Annotated in this window: 13 protein-coding genes; 9 read left to right on the top strand and 4 right to left on the bottom strand. The window is 67.1% G+C overall.

What is annotated here, in order from left to right; translation table 11 throughout:
* The first annotated feature begins 22 nt into the window (after positions 1-22).
* From glgX to QFZ57_RS11085, 5 genes are all read left to right on the top strand, one after another.
* The gene (gene glgX / locus QFZ57_RS11065; RefSeq protein ID WP_306900227.1) at positions 23-2,263 is read left to right on the top strand and encodes a glycogen debranching protein GlgX; all 2,241 of its coding nucleotides are present in this window, start codon (positions 23-25) and stop codon (positions 2,261-2,263) included.
* Positions 2,260-4,587 (top strand): malto-oligosyltrehalose synthase, encoded by a 2,328-nt coding sequence (gene treY / locus QFZ57_RS11070; protein ID WP_306900228.1) that lies wholly within the window; start codon positions 2,260-2,262, stop codon positions 4,585-4,587. The genes glgX and treY overlap by 4 nt, the downstream gene beginning before the upstream one ends.
* Complete coding sequence (gene treZ / locus QFZ57_RS11075; RefSeq protein WP_306900230.1) at positions 4,584-6,353, top strand: malto-oligosyltrehalose trehalohydrolase; 1,770 nt, start codon at positions 4,584-4,586, stop codon at positions 6,351-6,353. Before treY ends, treZ begins: the two co-directional genes overlap by 4 nt.
* Before the next feature lie 102 nt (positions 6,354-6,455).
* Entirely contained in the window at positions 6,456-7,496 is a 1,041-nt protein-coding gene (mgrA, locus tag QFZ57_RS11080; RefSeq protein WP_306900232.1) for an L-glyceraldehyde 3-phosphate reductase, read from the top strand.
* A 159-nt stretch (positions 7,497-7,655) separates the two neighbouring features.
* Positions 7,656-8,741: an inositol-3-phosphate synthase gene (locus tag QFZ57_RS11085; RefSeq protein ID WP_306630480.1), complete on the top strand. Its 1,086-nt coding sequence runs from the start codon at positions 7,656-7,658 to the stop codon at positions 8,739-8,741.
* A gap of 82 nt (positions 8,742-8,823) precedes the next feature.
* Here QFZ57_RS11085 and QFZ57_RS11090 read toward each other — a convergent pair whose 3' ends face one another.
* From QFZ57_RS11090 to QFZ57_RS11105, 4 genes are all read right to left on the bottom strand, one after another.
* The gene (locus QFZ57_RS11090) at positions 8,824-9,741 is read right to left on the bottom strand and encodes a DUF559 domain-containing protein (protein WP_306900236.1); all 918 of its coding nucleotides are present in this window, start codon (positions 9,739-9,741) and stop codon (positions 8,824-8,826) included.
* Positions 9,742-9,864: 123 nt separating this feature from the next.
* Positions 9,865-11,541 (bottom strand): formate--tetrahydrofolate ligase, encoded by a 1,677-nt coding sequence (locus QFZ57_RS11095; protein WP_306900238.1) that lies wholly within the window; start codon positions 11,539-11,541, stop codon positions 9,865-9,867.
* Positions 11,542-11,630: 89 nt separating this feature from the next.
* The gene (gene mshA, locus QFZ57_RS11100; RefSeq protein WP_306900240.1) at positions 11,631-12,896 is read right to left on the bottom strand and encodes a D-inositol-3-phosphate glycosyltransferase; all 1,266 of its coding nucleotides are present in this window, start codon (positions 12,894-12,896) and stop codon (positions 11,631-11,633) included.
* A 73-nt stretch (positions 12,897-12,969) separates the two neighbouring features.
* Entirely contained in the window at positions 12,970-14,406 is a 1,437-nt protein-coding gene (locus tag QFZ57_RS11105) for a family 4 glycosyl hydrolase (protein ID WP_306900242.1), read from the bottom strand.
* A gap of 91 nt (positions 14,407-14,497) precedes the next feature.
* On the opposite strand from QFZ57_RS11105, the gene QFZ57_RS11110 reads away from it, so the two are divergent.
* Genes QFZ57_RS11110 through tsaB form a run of 4 tightly spaced genes read left to right on the top strand, consistent with a single transcriptional unit; the run spans position 14,498 to position 18,135 of the window.
* Positions 14,498-15,589 (top strand): carbohydrate kinase family protein, encoded by a 1,092-nt coding sequence (locus QFZ57_RS11110; RefSeq protein ID WP_306900245.1) that lies wholly within the window; start codon positions 14,498-14,500, stop codon positions 15,587-15,589.
* 55 nt (positions 15,590-15,644) lie between these two features.
* The gene (alr, locus tag QFZ57_RS11115; protein WP_306900247.1) at positions 15,645-16,883 is read left to right on the top strand and encodes an alanine racemase; all 1,239 of its coding nucleotides are present in this window, start codon (positions 15,645-15,647) and stop codon (positions 16,881-16,883) included.
* Entirely contained in the window at positions 16,880-17,470 is a 591-nt protein-coding gene (gene tsaE, locus QFZ57_RS11120; RefSeq protein ID WP_306900249.1) for a tRNA (adenosine(37)-N6)-threonylcarbamoyltransferase complex ATPase subunit type 1 TsaE, read from the top strand. Before alr ends, tsaE begins: the two co-directional genes overlap by 4 nt.
* Positions 17,464-18,135: a tRNA (adenosine(37)-N6)-threonylcarbamoyltransferase complex dimerization subunit type 1 TsaB gene (tsaB, locus tag QFZ57_RS11125; RefSeq protein WP_306900251.1), complete on the top strand. Its 672-nt coding sequence runs from the start codon at positions 17,464-17,466 to the stop codon at positions 18,133-18,135. The genes tsaE and tsaB overlap by 7 nt, the downstream gene beginning before the upstream one ends.
* Positions 18,136-18,167: the final 32 nt, after the last annotated feature.

Here is an 18,167-nt window from a genome sequence, read left to right on the forward strand (position 1 = left end):
TGACCAATAAATGAGGAGCACGATGGAAGTCTGGCCTGGAAACGCCTACCCGCTGGGAGCTACCTTTGACGGCACCGGCACCAATTTCGCCCTGTTCAGCGAACGGGCCGAGCGGGTGGAACTCTGCCTCCTGTCCGATGACCTGACCGAAACCCGGATCGAACTGACCGAGGTGGACGGATACGTGTGGCACTGCTACCTGCCGCACATCCAGCCCGGCCAGAAGTACGGCTACCGCGTGCACGGCCCCTACGATCCCGCGAGCGGCAACCGCTTCAACCCGAACAAGCTGCTCATGGACCCCTACGCCAAGGCCATCCAGGGCCAGATCGACTGGGACCCTGCGCTCTTCTCCTACGAATTCGGCGACCCCGATTCCCGCAACGACGCCGATTCAGCTCCGCACACCATGCACGGCGTGGTCATCAACCCCTTCTTTGAGTGGGACGGCGACCGCCAGCTGCGGATCCCGTACCACGAATCCGTCATCTACGAAGCCCACGTCAAGGGCCTGACCGAGCTGCACCCGGAGATCCCCGACGAGCAGCGCGGCACCTACGCCGGCGTGTCCCACCCCGCGGTCATCGACCACATGAAGAAGCTCGGCGTCACCGCCATCGAGCTCATGCCCGTCCACCAGTTCGTCAACGACGGCACCCTGGTGGAGAAGGGGCTCAACAACTACTGGGGCTACAACACCATCGGGTTCTTCGCCCCGCAGAACACCTACAGCTCCACGGGCGACGTGGGCCACCAGGTGCAGGAATTCAAGGCCATGGTCCGCGACCTGCACCGCGCGGGCATCGAAGTGATCCTCGACGTCGTCTACAACCACACCGCCGAAGGCAACCACCTTGGCCCCACGCTGTCCTTCAAGGGGATCGACAACCAGGCCTACTACCGCCTGGTGGATAACGACCTCAAGCACTACATGGACTACACCGGCACCGGCAACTCGCTGAACGTGCGCCACCCGCACTCCCTGCAGCTGCTCATGGACTCCCTGCGCTACTGGGTCACCGAGATGCATGTGGACGGCTTCCGTTTCGACCTCGCCTCCACACTGGCCCGTGAGTTCTACGATGTGGACAAGCTCTCCACCTTCTTCGAACTCATCCAGCAGGACCCGGTAGTTTCCCAGGTCAAGTTGATCGCCGAGCCCTGGGACGTGGGCCCGGGCGGCTACCAGGTGGGCAACTTCCCGCCGCAGTGGACGGAATGGAACGGCAAGTACCGCGACACCGTCCGCGACTTCTGGCGCGGTGAGCCCTCCACCCTGGGCGAGTTCGCTTCCCGGCTGACCGGCTCCGCCGACCTTTACGAAAGCTCCGCCCGCCGCCCCGTGGCCTCGATCAACTTCGTCACCGCCCACGACGGCTTCACCATGCGGGACCTGGTCTCCTACAACGAGAAGCACAACGAGGCCAACGGCGAAGGCAACAACGACGGCGAATCGCACAACCGGTCCTGGAACTGCGGCGTTGAAGGCGACACGGACGATGACAAGGTCCTGACCCTGCGCGCCCGCCAGCAGAGGAACTTCATTGCCACCCTGCTGCTCTCCCAGGGCGTGCCCATGCTGCTTCACGGCGACGAACTCGGCCGCACCCAGCAGGGCAACAACAACACCTACTGCCAGGACTCCGAGCTCAGCTGGATCCACTGGGAAGCCATGGACCAGCCGCTCGTGGAGTTCACCGCCTTCGTCAACAGGATCCGCCACGACCACCCCACGTTCCGCCGCAGCCGCTTCTTCGACGGCCGGCCGGTACGCCGCGGCGAAGGCGAGAAGCTGCCGGACATCGTCTGGCTGAAGACCGACGGCACCGAAATGCTGCCGGAGGACTGGGGAAGCGGCTTCGGCCGGACCATCGGCGTGTTCTACAACGGCGACGGCATCCAGGAACAGGATTCCCGCGGCCGCCGGATTACTGACGACAGCTTCATCATGGCCTTCAACGCCCACGACGACGTTGTGGACTTCTGCCTGCCCTCCGACGAGTACGCCCAGTACTGGGAGGTGCTGGTTGATACGGCCAAGCAGGCCGATGCCTACGAGCCCCTCAAGGCGAAGGCGACACTGACGCTGGAAGCGAAGTCGATGGTGGTGCTGCGCGCCTACTCCGGCCCCGAGGAAGAAGTGGACCTTTCCGCCGCGGCTTCCCTGGCCTCCATGGCCGAGCATGAGGAAGCCCAGGAGGAGATGGTGGAAGCCCAGACCAAGGCAGCGGAAGCAAGCGAGGAAAGGGCAACAAAGGCATGAGGACCCCGGTCTCCACTTACCGCCTGCAGATCCGCAGCAGCTTCACCCTGTTCGACGCTGCCCAGCAGGTCCCGTACCTGAAGGACCTCGGCGTGGATTGGGTGTACCTGTCGCCCATCCTCACCGCGGAGAAGGGCTCGGACCACGGCTACGACGTAACCGATCCCTCCGCCGTGGACCCGGACCGCGGCGGCCCGGAAGGCCTGCTGGCCCTCTCCAAGGCAGCCCGCGAGCACGACATGGGCGTCCTGGTGGACATCGTGCCCAACCACGTGGGCGTGGCCTCCCCGCCGCAGAACCCGTGGTGGTGGTCCCTGCTCAAGGACGGCCGCGAATCGCCGTACGCCGAAGCGTTCGACGTCGACTGGGACCTGGGCGGCGGAAAGGTCCGGCTTCCCATGCTGGGCTCCGATGCGGACCTGGACAAGCTGGAGGTCAAGGACGGCGAGCTCCGCTACTACGACCACCGGTTCCCCCTGGCCGAGGGCACGTACAGCGAGGGTGACTCCCCGCAGGACGTCCACTCCCGGCAGCACTACCAGCTGATGGACTGGCGCCGCGCCGACGCCGAGCTGAACTACCGGCGCTTCTTTGCGGTCACCACGCTCGCCGGCATCCGGGTGGAAGTACCGTCCGTCTTCGAAAAGGCCCATGCCGAGGTGGGCCGCTGGTTCACCGACGGCCTGGTGGACGGGCTCCGCGTGGACCACCCGGACGGGCTGGCTGATCCCGCCGGCTACCTCCGCTGGCTCAAGGACCTCAGCGGCGGCGCGTACGTCCTGGTGGAGAAGATCCTGGAACCGGGCGAAGTGCTGCCGCAGGACTTCGCCTGCGAAGGCACCACCGGATACGACGCGCTGGCGGACGTGGACCGGGTCTTCGTGGACCCGGCAGGGCAGCAGGCCCTGGACACACTGGATGCCAGGCTGCGTGGAACCCCGGAACCTGCGGACTATGCCGAAATGATCCGTGGCACCAAACGCATGATCGCCGACGGCATCCTGCGCTCGGAAGTGCTGCGGCTGGCCCGGCTGGTCCCGGAGTCCCGCGGGCTCCCCGTGGACCAGGCAGCCGATGCCATCGCCGAGATCATCGCGTCCTTCCCGGTGTACCGGTCGTACCTTCCGGTGGGTGCCGACGTCCTCAAGGAGGCCTGCGAGTCCGCCGCGGCGCACCGGCCGGACCTGGAAGTGGCGGTGGGCACCCTCCTTCCGCTGCTGCTGGATCCTGCCGAACCCATTGCCGTCCGGTTCCAGCAGACCTCCGGCATGGTCATGGCCAAGGGCGTGGAGGACACTGCGTTCTACCGCTACACCCGGCTGGGCACCCTGACCGAGGTAGGCGCCGAGCCCACCGAGTTCGCCGTGGCACCGGAGGAATTCCACCACCGAATGCAGCGGCGCCAGCAGGAACTGCCGCTGTCCATGACCACCCTGTCCACCCACGACACCAAGCGCAGCGAGGACGCCCGGGCACGCATCTCGGTCATCGCCGAGCTGCCGCAGGAGTGGGCGGACACACTCGAGACGCTGCGTGGCCTGACGCCGATCCCGGACGGGCCGTACGAGAACCTGCTGTGGCAGGCAATCGTCGGGGCCTGGCCGGCAAGCCGGGAACGGCTGCAGGGCTACGCCGAGAAGGCGGCCCGGGAGGCCGGCAACTCCACGAAGTGGACTGATCCCAACGAGGACTTTGAGGCCAAGGTGAAGGCCGCCGTGGACGCAGTCTTCGACGACGCCAAGGTTGCCAAAGTGGTTGACGACTTCGTGGCCCGCATCGACGCCTTCTCCGCCGCCAACTCGGTTTCCGCGAAACTGGTCCAGCTGACCATGCCCGGCGTACCGGACGTGTACCAGGGCAGCGAGTTCTGGGAACGGTCGCTGACGGACCCGGACAACCGCCGGCCCGTGGACTTTGGCGCACGGCAGGCGGAGCTGGCAAAGCTCGACGCCGGCACGTTGCCTGACGCGGGCACGGAGGCCAGCAAGCTTTTGGTCACCTCGCGGGCACTGCGCCTGCGCCGGGACCGGCCCGAGCTGTTCCAGGGATACGCGCCGGTGGCAGCCACCGGCACGGCCGCCGGGCACCTGCTCGCGTTCAGCCGCGGAACCGACGCCTCCTCCGGCGCCCTCACGCTTGCCACCCGGCTCCCCGCCGGACTGGAAGCCGGCGGCGGCTGGCGGGACACCGCCGTCGAGCTTCCCGCTGCCATGCGTGACGAACTCACCGGGGCCGGGTACGGACCTGGCCGGGTTTCGGTGGCAGAGGTCCTGGGTACCTACCCGGTGGCCCTGCTGGTACCCGTGGATGGAGAAAAGGCATGACCCTGGTCAACGTTGGACCCGAACGCTTCGATGTGTGGGCGCCGGACGCCGAGTCCGTCATCCTGCTGGCCGACGGCCGGCAGTACCCCATGCAGAAGAAGGAAACGGAGCCGGGCTCGGAAGGGTGGTGGACGGCGCCCGACGCTCCTGCGGACGGCGACGTGGACTACGGCTACCTGCTGGACGGGGACACCACTCCCATCCCGGACCCCCGGTCCCGCAGGCTTCCCTCCGGCGTGCATGAGCAGTCCCGGACCTACGATCCCGCCGCCTATGCCTGGCAGGATTCCGGCTGGCGCGGCAAGGACCTGCAAGGCGGCGTGATCTACGAACTCCACGTAGGCACGTTCACGCCCGAAGGAACCCTGGATGCCGCCGTGGAGAAGCTGGGCTACCTGGCGGACCTGGGCATCGACTTCGTGGAGCTCCTGCCCGTCAACGGCTTCAACGGCACCCACAACTGGGGCTATGACGGCGTCCAGTGGTACACCGTGCATGAAGGCTACGGCGGACCAGCCGCGTACCAGCGCTTCGTGGACGCCGCCCACGCCGCCGGACTGGGCGTCATCCAGGACGTGGTGTACAACCACCTTGGACCCAGCGGGAACTACCTGCCCAAGTTCGGCCCCTACCTCAAGCAGGGCGACGCCAACACTTGGGGCGATTCGGTGAACCTGGACGGACCCGGCTCGGATGTGGTGCGCGAATACATCCTGGACAACGCCGCACTCTGGCTGCGCGACTACCACGTGGACGGGCTCCGCCTCGATGCCGTGCACGCTCTGCGGGACGAACGTGCGGTGCACATCCTGGAGGACCTGGGGGCTTTGGGCGACGCCATTTCGGCCGAGACCGGGCTGCCCAAGACGCTCATCGCGGAATCGGACCTGAACAACCCGCGCCTGCTCTACCCCCGGGATGTGAACGGGTACGGGCTGGCCGGGCAGTGGAGTGACGACTTCCACCATGCCGTGCACGTCAGCGTCAGTGGCGAGACCACCGGCTACTACTCGGACTTCGAATCCCTGGCCGTCCTGGCCAAGGTGCTGAAGGACGGATTCCTGCACGACGGCAGCTACTCCAGCTTCCGTGGACGCCATCATGGCCGGCCCATTAACGCCAACCTGGTGCAGCCGGCGGCGCTGGTGGTCTGCAACCAGAACCACGACCAGATCGGCAACCGGGCCACGGGGGACAGGCTCTCTCAGTCCCTGTCCTACGGGCAGCTGGCCGTGGCCGCGGTCCTCACGCTGACGTCCCCGTTCACGCCCATGCTGTTCATGGGCGAGGAATACGGCGCCTCCACGCCGTGGCAGTTCTTCACCTCGCATCCCGAACCGGAGCTCGGCAAGGCCACTGCGGAAGGGCGCATCAAGGAGTTCGAGCGCATGGGGTGGGATCCCGCCGTCGTGCCTGACCCGCAGGACCCCGAAACCTTCCGCCGGTCCAAGCTGGACTGGGCCGAGGCCGCCACAGGTGACCACGCCCGGCTCCTGGAGCTGTACCGGGCGCTGACGGCCCTGCGCCGCGAGCATTCGGAACTGGCCGGGCTTGGCTTTGGCGAAACCGGGGTTTCGTTCGACGATGACGCCGGCTGGCTGCGGTTCCGGCGCGGGTCCGTCGAGGTTCTGGTGAATATCTCGGACTCGAAGGTCCGGCTGGACGAAGCCTCCGGCAGCGTCCTCCTGGCCACGGACGAAGGAACCGCGCAGGACGGCGGATCCCTGGAACTGGCGCCATGGAGCGCCGCGATCCTCAAGTCCTAAACGGGAGAAGTTACGCCGCGGACCTGGTCCGCGGCGTAACTTTTTTGCTCGGCGCCCAACACCTGGCGTGTAGCGCGCGTCACAACTGGCAGGATGGAACGTATGACTTATTCAGCAGCGGACAACCGTTACGAATCCATGCCCTACCGCCGGGTGGGCCGCAGCGGGCTCAAGCTTCCGGCCATCTCCCTGGGCCTGTGGCACAACTTTGGCGACGACAAACGTTTCGAGGAACAGCGCGACATCCTCCGCCGTGCCTTCGACCTCGGTGTGAACCACTTCGACCTCGCCAACAACTACGGCCCGCCGGACGGCTCCGCCGAAACCAACTTCGGCCGCCACCTGCGGGACGACTTCAAGCCCTACCGCGACGAACTGGTCATTTCCACCAAGGCCGGCTACTACATGTGGCCGGGTCCCTACGGCGAATGGGGTTCCCGCAAATACCTGATCTCCAGCCTGGACCAGTCGCTGCAGCGCATGGGCCTGGACTATGTGGACATCTTCTACAGCCACCGGCCCGATCCTGAAACACCCATGGAAGAGACCATGGGCGCCCTTGACTACGCCGTCCGTTCCGGCAAGGCGCTGTACGCCGGCATTTCCTCCTACACTCCGGAGCAGACCCTTGAAGCCGCCCGCATCCTCAAGGAACTGGGTACGCCGCTGCTGATCCACCAGCCCAGCTACTCCATGCTCAACCGCTGGACCGAGGACGGGTCGCCGAACCTGTACGAGGTGCTGGACCAGGTGGGTGCCGGGTCCATCGCCTTCTCGCCACTTGCCCAGGGGATGCTCACGGACCGCTACCTTCACGGCATCCCCGCCGATTCGCGGGCAGCCAAGGCCCGGTTCCTCTCCGAGGACTCCATTACGGAGGAGAAGCTGGACCGGGTCCGCGGGCTGCGGAAGATCGCTGAGGGCCGCGGCCAGTCACTGGCCCAGATGGCCATCGCCTGGATCCTGCGGGACCAGCCCAAGGGCTCGCCCGTTACGTCGGCACTGGTGGGCGCATCCAGCGTCCGGCAGTTGGAGGACACGCTGTCCTCCATCAACAACCTGGTTTTCACGGACGACGAACTCACCGCAATCGATGAATTCGCGGTGGAGTCGGACATCAACCTCTGGAAGCAAAACGCCTGACGGCTGTTGTCTTAACAAAGCGGGACCGGGCGCACCATGCCCGGTCCCGCTCCTTTGGGTAGTATGAAGAGGCGCCGCGTGGCGCCGTGCCAGCCGGCCGCCGTCGTACCTTCTGCGTAGCAAACCCGGCCGGCTGACGTTTGTCCCCAAAGGAGTTCTGTGTCTTCACATCCCATCCGTGTTGCAATCGTTGGCGTGGGCAACTGCGCCGCCTCGCTGGTGCAGGGCGTCCAGTACTACAAGGACGCCGATCCCGCGGAGACTGTTCCGGGCTTGATGCACGTTGAGTTTGGCCAGTACCACGTAGGTGACGTTCAGTTCGTCGCCGCGTTTGATGTTGACGGCAAGAAGGTCGGTGTTGACCTTTCCGACGCCATCCTGGCCAGCGAGAACAACACCATCAAGATCGCCGACGTTCCGCCCACAGGTGTTACGGTCCAGCGTGGCCACACCCTGGACGGGCTGGGCAAGTACTACCTCGAGACCATCGAGGAATCCACCGAAGAGCCCGTGGACGTGGTGCAGGCACTCAAGGACGCCGAGGTTGACGTCCTGGTATGCTACCTGCCCGTCGGTTCCCAGCAGGCAGCCGAGTTCTACGCCCAAGCCGCGATCGACGCCGGCGTGGCGTTCGTCAACGCCCTGCCGGTCTTCATTGCCGGCACCAAGGAATGGGCGGACAAGTTCACCGCCGCGGGTGTTCCGATCGTGGGCGACGACATCAAGAGCCAGATCGGCGCCACCATCACCCACCGCGTGATGGCGAAGCTGTTCGAGGACCGGGGCGTCACCCTGGACCGCACGTACCAGCTGAACGTCGGCGGCAACATGGACTTCAAGAACATGCTGGAGCGTGACCGCCTCGAGTCCAAGAAGATCTCCAAGACCCAGGCCGTGACCTCCAACGTCGAGGCTGAGCTGGCCGCCAAGGACGTCCACATCGGCCCGTCCGACTACGTGCAGTGGCTGGATGACCGCAAGTGGGCGTTCGTGCGCCTGGAAGGCCGGAACTTCGGTGACGCCCCGGTGTCGCTGGAGTACAAGCTGGAAGTCTGGGATTCGCCCAACTCCGCCGGTGTGATCATCGATGCCATCCGTGCCGCCAAGATCGGCCTTGACCGTGGCATCGGCGGCCCGCTGCTGTCCGCTTCGAGCTACTTCATGAAGTCCCCGCCCGAGCAGTTCAACGACGACCTCGCCCGTGAAAAGGTCGAGGCCTTCATCCGCGGCGACCTGGAGCGCTAAGCCTCCACCCCCCTGGTTGCTCTATCAGATTTGGTCCCTAAACCTCCGGGTTGGGGACCAAATCTGATAGAGCAACTTGTGTCTAAGGCTCCCGAAGCGCCATTCGGACCTGGCCAACCGCCCTGTGGAAGTCGTTGGCGAGGTCGTCAGCGTTGAACTTGAAGTACCGCCACCCCGCAGAGAAGAAGGCGGCGTCGCGGCGGTTGTCCCGGGACTGCTGTTCCCGGGTGAGGTGATGTCCGCCGTCGTACTGGATGGCAATCCGGTGCCGCCGGTAACCCAGGTCCGCAGCGGGCGAGTAGGAATCGCCGGGGATGATCTGCACCTGGAGCTCGGGCTCGGGAAGCCCTGCGTCAATCATGGCAAGGCGCAGAAAGGTTTCCGGAGCCGAATCCACGCCCGCACGGATCATTTCGACGGCGGCACGTGCCTTCACGATGCCCTGCATCTTTGGGTGCCGCGTCAGCATCTCCCGAAGCTCCTGGACCGTTGACCAGGGCTGGGAGCGCAGTTCAAGTTCCTGGCGCGGCTGGCGGATCAATTGATCTCCCAAGGCGATGAGGTCTTCCAGGGGCAGCACGCGGGCAAGGTCCAGCCACGTCCGTGCAGGGGTAGAGATCCGGATGCCCTCCCAAAGCATGATTTCGTCGTCGTATGCCAACACGGTGTGACCAACGACCCCGTGACGCCGGACCTGCGGCAGCGACCTTGGCTTGCTCAGGTGCAGGTCCCGGCAGTGCTGGAGCCAGGCCGGGAGCCACAGCCCAAGCAGGACGGCTGCAGTGAGGTGGGATACCCACGCTCCGGGCGTCGCGGCCGACAGGGCCCGGGCCAAAGAGGGTAGCTCGAATTCCCAACCGGCGGGAAGATACAGCAGCCGCCCTGCGGAAGCCAGGTCCGACGATCGGAGCCGGCCCCTGCTGAGGTTTGCTGCCCGCGCTTCGCTGACGGTGAATGGTACAGACTCGAGGTGGGCCGGCAACGGCGAAACTGGTCGCATGCGCCTCATTGTTCCCCGCATGCTGGTGGCCGCGCAGAAGTTATCCACACCCGTTGTTGCTCCACCACTTTTGGTCGCTAAACCGGGGTTTTAGGGACCAAAAGTGATGGAGCAACTCTGGGGCTAGGTGAGGCCTACCGGGTTGCCGTCCGCGTCCACGTCCATGCGCAGGGCCGCCGGGACGGGAGGGAGGCCGGGCATGGTCATCACGGCACCGGTCAGGGCCACGATGAAGCCGGCACCCGTCTTGGGCAGCAGGTCGCGTACATGGATGGTGAACCCCTTGGGCGCGCCCAGGCGGGAGGCGTCATCAGTGAACGAGTACTGCGTCTTGGCCATGCACACGGGCAGTGCGCCCCAGCCGTTCCGTTCGATGTCCGCCAGGCGCTTCAAGGCCGGCACGGAGAAGTCCACACCGTCCGCGCCGTAAATTTCCTGGGCAATGGTCCGGATCTTGTCCTCAAGCGGCAGTCCCAGGGCATAGAGGTGCCGGAAGCTGTTGGGCCCCTCCGCCGCTTGCACAACGAGGGCTGCCAGTTCGTCACCGCCGTCGCCCCCGCCGCCGCGCCCCCAGACATCGGCGACGGCGGCGCGAACCCCCTCGGCTGCGCACCAGGCCAGAAGCCAGTCGAGTTCCTCGGGCGAATCGGACGAGAACCTGTTGATGGCCACCACGGGGGTAACCCCGAACTTCTCCACGTTGCGCACGTGCCGGCGCAGGTTCGCCACCCCTGCTTCGAGGGCCGCTACATCCGGCTGGGCCAGCCGGTCCTTTGGTACCCCGCCCTGCATCTTCAGGGCCCGCACGGTGGCCACGACCACAACAGCGGAGGGTGCCAGGCCACCGTACCGGGCCTTGATGTCCATGAACTTCTCGGCCCCCAGGTCAGCCCCGAAACCTGCTTCCGTCACCACGATGTCCGCCAGCCGCCGGGCGGTCTGCGTGGCAATCAGCGAATTGCAGCCGTGGGCGATGTTCGCGAAGGGCCCGCCGTGGACCAGGGCCGGGGTGCCGGCGATGCTCTGCACCAGGTTGGGTTTGACCGCCTCCTTGAGGAGCAGCGTCAAGGCGCCCTCCACCCCAAGGTCCGCCACCGTCACCGGCACCCGGTCATAGGTGTAGCCGAACGTGATCCGGCCCAGCCGGGAACGCAAATCAGCCAGGTCCGTGGCGAGGCAGAAGACGGCCATGACCTCGGACGCCACGGTGATGTCGAACCCGTCCTGCCGCGGCACGCCCTGCGAAGGCCCGCCCAGGCCAATGACCACCTCCCGCAGGGACCGGTCGTTCATGTCCAGGACGCGTTTGAAGGTCATCCGCCGCGGATCGATGTTCAGCGCGTTGCCCTGGTAGATGTGGTTGTCCACCAGGGCCATCAGGGCGTTGTTGGCCGAGGTGATGGCATGGAAGTCGCCGGTGAAGTGCAGGTTGATTTCGTCCATGGGGAGCACCTGTGAGTAGCCGCCGCCGGTGGCCCCGCCTTTCATGCCCAGCACCGGACCGAGCGACGGCTCCCGCAACGCGATCATCACCTTGTGGCCTGCCCGGGCCAGGGAATCTGCCAGTCCCACGGTGGTGGTGGATTTGCCTTCGCCGGCCGGGGTGGGGGACATGGCCGAGACCAGCACCACCTTGCCGTGCGGATCCGGCGCTGCGAGCCTGGCCGGATCGATCTTGGCCTTGTACCGCCCGTACTGCTCCAGGGCTTCCGGGTTGATCCCCGCGGCCGCCGCGATGTCCTCGATGGGCTGGATCCGGGCAGCCCGGGCTATCTGAAGATCAGAAGGGAGAGCAGACATCCTTGTCCTTTCCTGCACAGGCTCCTGCACCGGACGGCGCCGGAGGCCTGCCCCTAAGCTAACAGCTTCCGCGCTTGCAGGGGGAAGTTTCAGGAAGCAGGAACCACCGGGGCCAGCCGTCGGCCCGCAAAGTTGTCGACGGCGGCATGGTAGCTTTCCAGCGTGATGGCGGCGGTGCGCTGCCAACCGGAGTTCTGGGCGCGGATTGCGGCGGCCCGGCCCAGGTCCTCGCGGGTGGCGGGATCGTCGTACAGGGCCTCCAGGGCATCGGCCCAGTCGGCAGCGTGGTGGCCGTCCACCAGCAGACCGGTCCGGCCGTGGAAGATGGCGCGGGAAAGGCCGCCGACGCGGGTGGCCACGACGGGCGTGCCGCAGGCCTGGGCCTCAAGTGCCACCAACCCGAAGGATTCGCTGAAGGAAGGCATCACCACAACGTCGGCCGCGCGGAACCAGGATGCAAGCTCAGGTGCCTTCACCGGCGGAAGCTGCGTGACGACGTCGGCCATTCCTGCTTCCGCAACCAGGCAGCGCAGGTTGAATTCCTTGCTGCCGCTCAACGCGCCCAGGATGGTGACGTGCAGATCGATGTCCGGGCGGCGTTTGCGCAGCAGTGCCGCGGCCTTGACCAGGACGTGCGGGCCTTTCAGCCGTTGGATGCGGCCTGCGAACACCAGGTGGAAGGTGTCCGGACTGATGCCGTGTCGGGACCGCGACCGCGCCCGGAACGCGGGCGTAAAGGTGCTGAGGTCAACCCCGGGCGGCGCAATGTCGATGCGGTCGTACGTGGCGCCGTAGTGGGAGACGAGTTCGGCGGCCTCGGAGCTGGTGTTGGCGATGAGCCTGGACGCTCCGTCCACGATGCGGTGTTCGCCCAGTTCGCGCCGCCGGGGCTCGGGCTTTTCGCCGGACTCGAGGAGCAGGTTCTTGACCTTGGCCATGGTGTGCATGGTGTGCACCAGCGGCACGCCCCACAGCTCCGACAGTTCCAGGCCGGCGATCCCGGACACCCAGTAGTGCGAATGGATCACGTCGTAGCGGCCGTGCGGCTGCCGGCGCCGGATCTGCTCGATCTCGGCCACCATGGCGTGCAGCAACCCGGGCAGTTCCTCCTTGGGGATCTTCCGGGGCGGGCCGGCCAGGACATTGTGCACGCATACGCCGGGATCCGGATGCTCGACGGCGGGCTGGTCGGCTGAGGTGGCGCGGGTGAAGATCTCCACCTCCACACCCGCCTCGGCCAGCGCCGATGCCAGCTCGCGGATATAGACGTTCATTCCGCCGGCATCGCCCGAACCCGGCTGTTCCATAGGGGAGGTGTGGAGGGAGAGTAGAGCGACCCTGCGGATCAGTGCCACGGGACCTCCTTCCGGCCGGCGGATGTCAGGGCAGCCGGTTCAATGCGCGTTCGATAAAACACTACTCCTTCCCCTAACGCTCGCCGCCCTCCCATATCTTCCCCAACGCCGGGAATGCCTGCTCGTAACCTGCCAGGAGCTTCGCGGCCAGGTCGGGCGAATCCACGAGCGGGTGCCGGGCGAAGGCCTCGAGGGCGGCGGCACGGCTGCCGGTTGTGGCAGCACGCACAGTGAGCCGTTCCACCTCTTTGACCCGCTGGAGCAGTCCCAGCTGCGGTTCGACCGGCGCTTGTTGGGGCAGCGGGACGGCGCCTTTGGCCGTGACAGTGCAGGGGACTTCGACGACGGCGTCCGCTGGCAGGCCGGGAATGGCGGCTTGGGAAGGGGGTGCTGTTGCCGTGGCGGGGGCGGGTGCGTGGGGTTCCAGTTCCCCGGCTTTCCCGGCGGGTGCCACGGCGTTCCGGGTGTTGAGGATCAGTTGGGTACTCCCGCCGCCGGCCAGGGCCCGCATGGCCGCCAGCGCAACCCGCTCATAGCCGCCCCCGGCCAGGTCCTCCTCGTTCCGGCGCTCGCCCTCAGGCCGGGCCTCGGCCAGGTAGCCCTCTTCGCGGGAGCGCCGCGCCTCCTCCCACAGCCGGTAGGCATCAGGTCCGGCAGCGGCCAGCCGCGGATACAGCTCCTGCTGCTGGCTGTGGATGGTTTCACCGCGGGTGCGCGCCATGGCCCGCATCGCCCGCCGGGCTGCGTCGCGCTGGTAGTAGTAGTACAGGTACTCGTTCGGAAGCATGCCCAAACCGGCCAGGAACGGCTGCGGGAAGAGCCTGCCTTCCTCGAACGACTGCAGCGCCCCGGCGTCCGCAATCAAGTCCGGCAACACGTCCCGGCCCCTGGACTCCAGCCGGTACAGCCAGCCCAGATGGTTCAGCCCGTAGTAGCCCACGCCGTCGAGCCGCCCCTCCGGCAACGGGACGCGTGCAGCGTCCGCCGCCCGCTGCACCAGGCCGCCCGCAGAGTCACAGATCCCGATGACACGGTGGCCCAGGACGGGAACCAGCGCCTCGGTGACCATTCCGGCCGGGTTGGTGAAGTTGACCAGCCACGCGTCCGGACAGTGTTTTCGCATCAGCCGGGCGAGGTCCAGCATGTGCGGGATGGTCCGCAAGGCGTAGGAAATTCCCCCGGCCCCGGTGGTTTCCTGTCCGAGGAGTCCAAGCTCCTGCGCCACCTTTTCGTCCGCCATGCGCCCAGCAGTCCCGCCCGGCCGGATCGCCGCGAACACCATGGTTGTCCCGGGCAGGGCTCCGGCAAGGTCGGTGGTGGCGTGGACCGGAAGGCGGGCACCCTCATTCCCGGGCATGCTGGCCAGCACGGCGGTGACGGCCTCAAGGCGGGCGGGATCGACGTCGTACAGCACCAGTTCGGTGACCAGCCCGGAAAAGCGGCCGGACACCAAAGCCCGGTAGATCAGCGGCACCCGGAAACCCCCGCCGCCGGCAATCAGAAGCCGCATACCCTGCAGTGTAGGCCGGGCATCCCGCAGCCTGTCCACACCCTCCCAAGGCCCCTACCGCAGCACTGTGTCACGGCGTATCCTGCGCTCTATGGACGCGATTCCAGCCCGCCGTTACGATCCCCTGGCCGCCGTCCGCTCACACGTCGAGCCCGGATTCGACCTGCTATTGGCTGGGACCGTGTTCCAGGACATCATCTTTACCGGCCTGCCCCACGGGCCCGAACCCGGTACGGAAATCTGGAGCGACGGCATGGGCAGCTGCCCCGGCGGGGTGGCCAACCAGGCTATTGCCGCTGCCAGGCTGGGGCTGCGTACGGGTCTCGCTGCCGCGTTCGGGGACGACGGCTACGGGGACTTCAACTGGAAGATCCTCTCCGGCCAGGAGCACGTGGACCTCAGCCTCTCCCGCCGCATCCCGGGTTGGCACTCCCCGGTGACGGTGTCCCTCTGCGTGGACCAGGACCGCTCCCTGGTGACCCACGGGCACTCCGCGCCGGTGACGAACTCCGAGCTGATCGGAGATCCGCCCAAAACGCTCGCCGGCATCGCCGAGGTAGGCCTGGAGATGGAGCCGTGGGCCCGGGCAGCCCATGCGGCCGGGGTGAGGCTGTTCGGGGATGTGGGGTGGGATCCCAGCGGGGAGTGGGCGCCGGTGCGGCTCGAAAACCTTCAGTACTTCTACGCCTTCCTGCCCAACCAGCGTGAGGCCATGGCATTCACGGGCAAGGACAACCCGTGGAGTGCCCTCTATGCGCTGGCGGACCGCGTTCCGGTTGCCGTCGTGACCCTGGGAGCCCAGGGTGCCATGGCGGTGGACTCGGAAACCGGTGAGGAGGAGTGGGTCCCGTCCCTTCCGGTCAAGGCGCACGACCCCACCGGAGCCGGTGACTGCTTTGACGCCGCGTTCATCGTGGGAACCCTGGCCGGGTGGCCGCTGGGGGACAGGCTGCGGTTCGCCAACCTGTGCGCAGCCCTGGCGGTGCAGGAGGTGGGCGGCTCGCTGGCGGCCCCGGGCTGGGGCGACATCGCCGACTGGTGGCGACGCGCCAACGCCCGGCCGGAACGGCAGACGAGCCAATGGCTGCGGCGCTTCGGGTTCCTCGCGGACATCATCGAAGACGTGCCGCTGGCAGCCCAGCGCAGGGCAGCGGCCACCATCGCGCACCTTTCGGATGCTTAGGGAGCACCGGTGCCCCGATTATTCGGCGCGAAGTGCCCGCACTAGAATCACTTAGGTGACCTACCCCGCAACAACCGGTGAGTTCAGCGCTGCCTCCGGCCCGGATCCCCGCCATGAGCGGTCCGCCGTGATTGACCTGGACGCCATCCGGCACAACGTCCGCCGGCTCGCCGCCGCTGCCTCCCCTGCCAAAGTCATGGCCGTCGTCAAGGCAGATGCGTACGGGCACGGCGCCGTCCCCGTGGCCCGCGCAGCCCTGCAGGCAGGCGCGGCCTGGCTCGGCGTCGCCCACATTTCCGAGGCCCTCTCGCTTCGCGCTGCCGGCATTGATGCGCCCCTTCTGGCCTGGCTGCACACCACGGAGAGCAACTTCGGCGCCGCCGTGGCCGCCGGCGTCGACATTGGCTGCTCGGGTTGGGAGCTGGAACGCATCGTGGCCGCGGCCCGTGACCAGGAGCGTCCGGCTCGGGTGCACCTGAAGGTGGACACCGGGCTGGGACGCAACGGAGCCACCCCTGATACCTGGGACCGCCTGGTGGGGGAAGCCGTAGATTACCAGGACCAGGGACTGCTGCGCGTGGTGGGCATCTTCTCCCACCTGGCCGTGGCGGACGAGCCGGAGCGGCCCGAGACGGACCAGCAGGTGGCCGCATTCAGGGAGGCGCTGGCCATCGCCGAGGACGCGGGCGTGGATCCCGAGGTCCGGCACCTTGCGAACACACCCGCCACCCTGTCCCGGCCGGACACCCATTTTGACCTTGTCCGTGTTGGCCTGGGCATCTACGGACTGTCGCCATTTGACGGGCAGACCTCGGCAGAGCTTGGTCTCCGCCCCGCCATGACGCTGCGCACCCTGGTGTCGCAGTGCAAGGACGTGCCCGAGGGGCAGGGCGTTTCCTATGGGCTGCATTACCGCACCCGGACGGCGAGCACGCTGGCACTGATTCCGCTGGGTTATGCCGACGGCGTCCCACGGGTCGCCACCGGAGGGCCCGTCCGCGTCGCCGGGAAAACCTACCCCGTGGTGGGCCGGATTGCCATGGACCAGATGGTCATCGACCTCGGTGCGGAGGCTTCCGGGGCCGCACTGCAAGGTGCGGAAGCGGAACTGTTCGGGGACGGCGCCGATGGCGGGCCCACCGCGGACGACTGGGCACGCGCCGCCGGGACCATCAACTATGAAATTGTGACGCGGATCAGCCCCCGAGTTCCCCGGCGTTTCGTCAATGAGGACGAGCCGGCAGGCAACGGCAAGGGCTTGGTTGGCGTGCCGGGCAAGGCGGGGGCCGCATGAGCGCCCCCGAACAGTTGGCCGCCAACTGGGAAAAGACGTTTACGGCGACGACGGCGGATCAGACCCACGCTTTCGGCGCGCGTTTGGCGGAGGTGCTGCAGGCCGGGGACCTGGTGGTGCTCTCCGGCGAGCTGGGTGCCGGGAAAACAACCTTCACGCAGGGCCTGGGCGAGGGTCTGGGCGTCCGCGCAGGCATCATTTCGCCAACCTTCGTTTTGGTCCGGATCCATCCGAACCTGCCGGACGGGCCGCGGCCCGGCGGCCCTGACCTGGTGCATGTGGACGCGTACCGGCTGGGCTCGGCGGCGGAGATCGACGACATTGACCTCGAAAACACCATGGACTCGTCCGTGACCGTGGTGGAGTGGGGGCATGAGCGGGTGGAGCACCTGAGCGACAGCCGGCTGGAGATCGACATGGTCCGTCCCATCGGCCTCGGTGCCGGGGACAGCGGAGCCGGAAGTGGAAGCCTGGACTTCGACGGCGAAGACACCGACGAGCCCCGCACCGTCGTGATGCGCGGCTACGGGCCGCGGTGGGCAACCGCTCCCGGACTGGCCGCGCCGGAAGGAAGCGTCCCATGCTGATCCTCGCCATTGACACATCCGCGGTGGCCAGCGCCGCACTGGTGTCCGACACAGCCCCGGAAGGCGTGGTGGCCAGCTTCTCCACCGAGGACACACGCAGCCATGCCGAGGTACTCGCTCCGGGCATCCACGGCATGCTGGCCTCGGCCGGCGTCACCGGCCAGGACATCGACGCGCTGGTGGCGGGCGTCGGTCCCGGCCCGTTCACCGGGCTCCGCTCGGGCATCGCCACGGCCCGCACCCTGGCATTTGTCTGGGGCAAGCACCTCCACGGGCTCATGAGCCTGGACGCCCTAGCCCTGGAGGTGGCCGAATCCACCGCTGCCGTCTCCGAATTCCTGGTGGTCACGGATGCCCGCCGGAAAGAGGTCTACTGGGCCCGCTACAGCCTCGATGACGGCCAGCTGCCGCTGCTCGAGGACGGCCCGCATGTCGGATTCGCCGCGGACCTTCCGGACCTGCCCGCATTCGGTGCAGGCGCCGGGCTGTACGCCGGCGTACTTCAGGCCCACCCCGAGTTCGCCGGGGAGCAGCCTGACGCCCTGTACCTTGGCCAGTTCGCCCTGGCAAGGCTGGCTGCCGGACACGACCTGCTGGACTCCACACCCCTGTACCTGCGCGAATCCGATGCCCAGGTTCCCGGACCACGGAAGAGGGCATTGTGACTGGCACCCCCGAACCCCAAAGGGCAGGCGTC

The organism is Arthrobacter sp. B1I2, from assembly GCF_030816485.1.
In the GTDB taxonomy this organism is placed as follows: domain Bacteria; phylum Actinomycetota; class Actinomycetes; order Actinomycetales; family Micrococcaceae; genus Arthrobacter.

What these genes read in the sequence shown, in the direction of transcription:
- glgX (WP_306900227.1), top strand. Translation starts at nt 23, where the DNA reads ATGGAAGTCTGGCCTGGAAACGCCTACCCGCTGGGAGCTACCTTTGAC.
- treY (WP_306900228.1), top strand. Translation starts at nt 2,260, where the DNA reads ATGAGGACCCCGGTCTCCACTTACCGCCTGCAGATCCGCAGCAGCTTC.
- treZ (WP_306900230.1), top strand. Translation starts at nt 4,584, where the DNA reads ATGACCCTGGTCAACGTTGGACCCGAACGCTTCGATGTGTGGGCGCCG.
- mgrA (WP_306900232.1), top strand. Translation starts at nt 6,456, where the DNA reads ATGACTTATTCAGCAGCGGACAACCGTTACGAATCCATGCCCTACCGC.
- QFZ57_RS11090 (WP_306900236.1), bottom strand. Translation starts at nt 9,741, where the DNA reads ATGCGACCAGTTTCGCCGTTGCCGGCCCACCTCGAGTCTGTACCATTC.
- QFZ57_RS11095 (WP_306900238.1), bottom strand. Translation starts at nt 11,541, where the DNA reads ATGTCTGCTCTCCCTTCTGATCTTCAGATAGCCCGGGCTGCCCGGATC.
- QFZ57_RS11105 (WP_306900242.1), bottom strand. Translation starts at nt 14,406, where the DNA reads ATGCGGCTTCTGATTGCCGGCGGCGGGGGTTTCCGGGTGCCGCTGATC.
- QFZ57_RS11110 (WP_306900245.1), top strand. Translation starts at nt 14,498, where the DNA reads ATGGACGCGATTCCAGCCCGCCGTTACGATCCCCTGGCCGCCGTCCGC.
- tsaE (WP_306900249.1), top strand. Translation starts at nt 16,880, where the DNA reads ATGAGCGCCCCCGAACAGTTGGCCGCCAACTGGGAAAAGACGTTTACG.
- tsaB (WP_306900251.1), top strand. Translation starts at nt 17,464, where the DNA reads ATGCTGATCCTCGCCATTGACACATCCGCGGTGGCCAGCGCCGCACTG.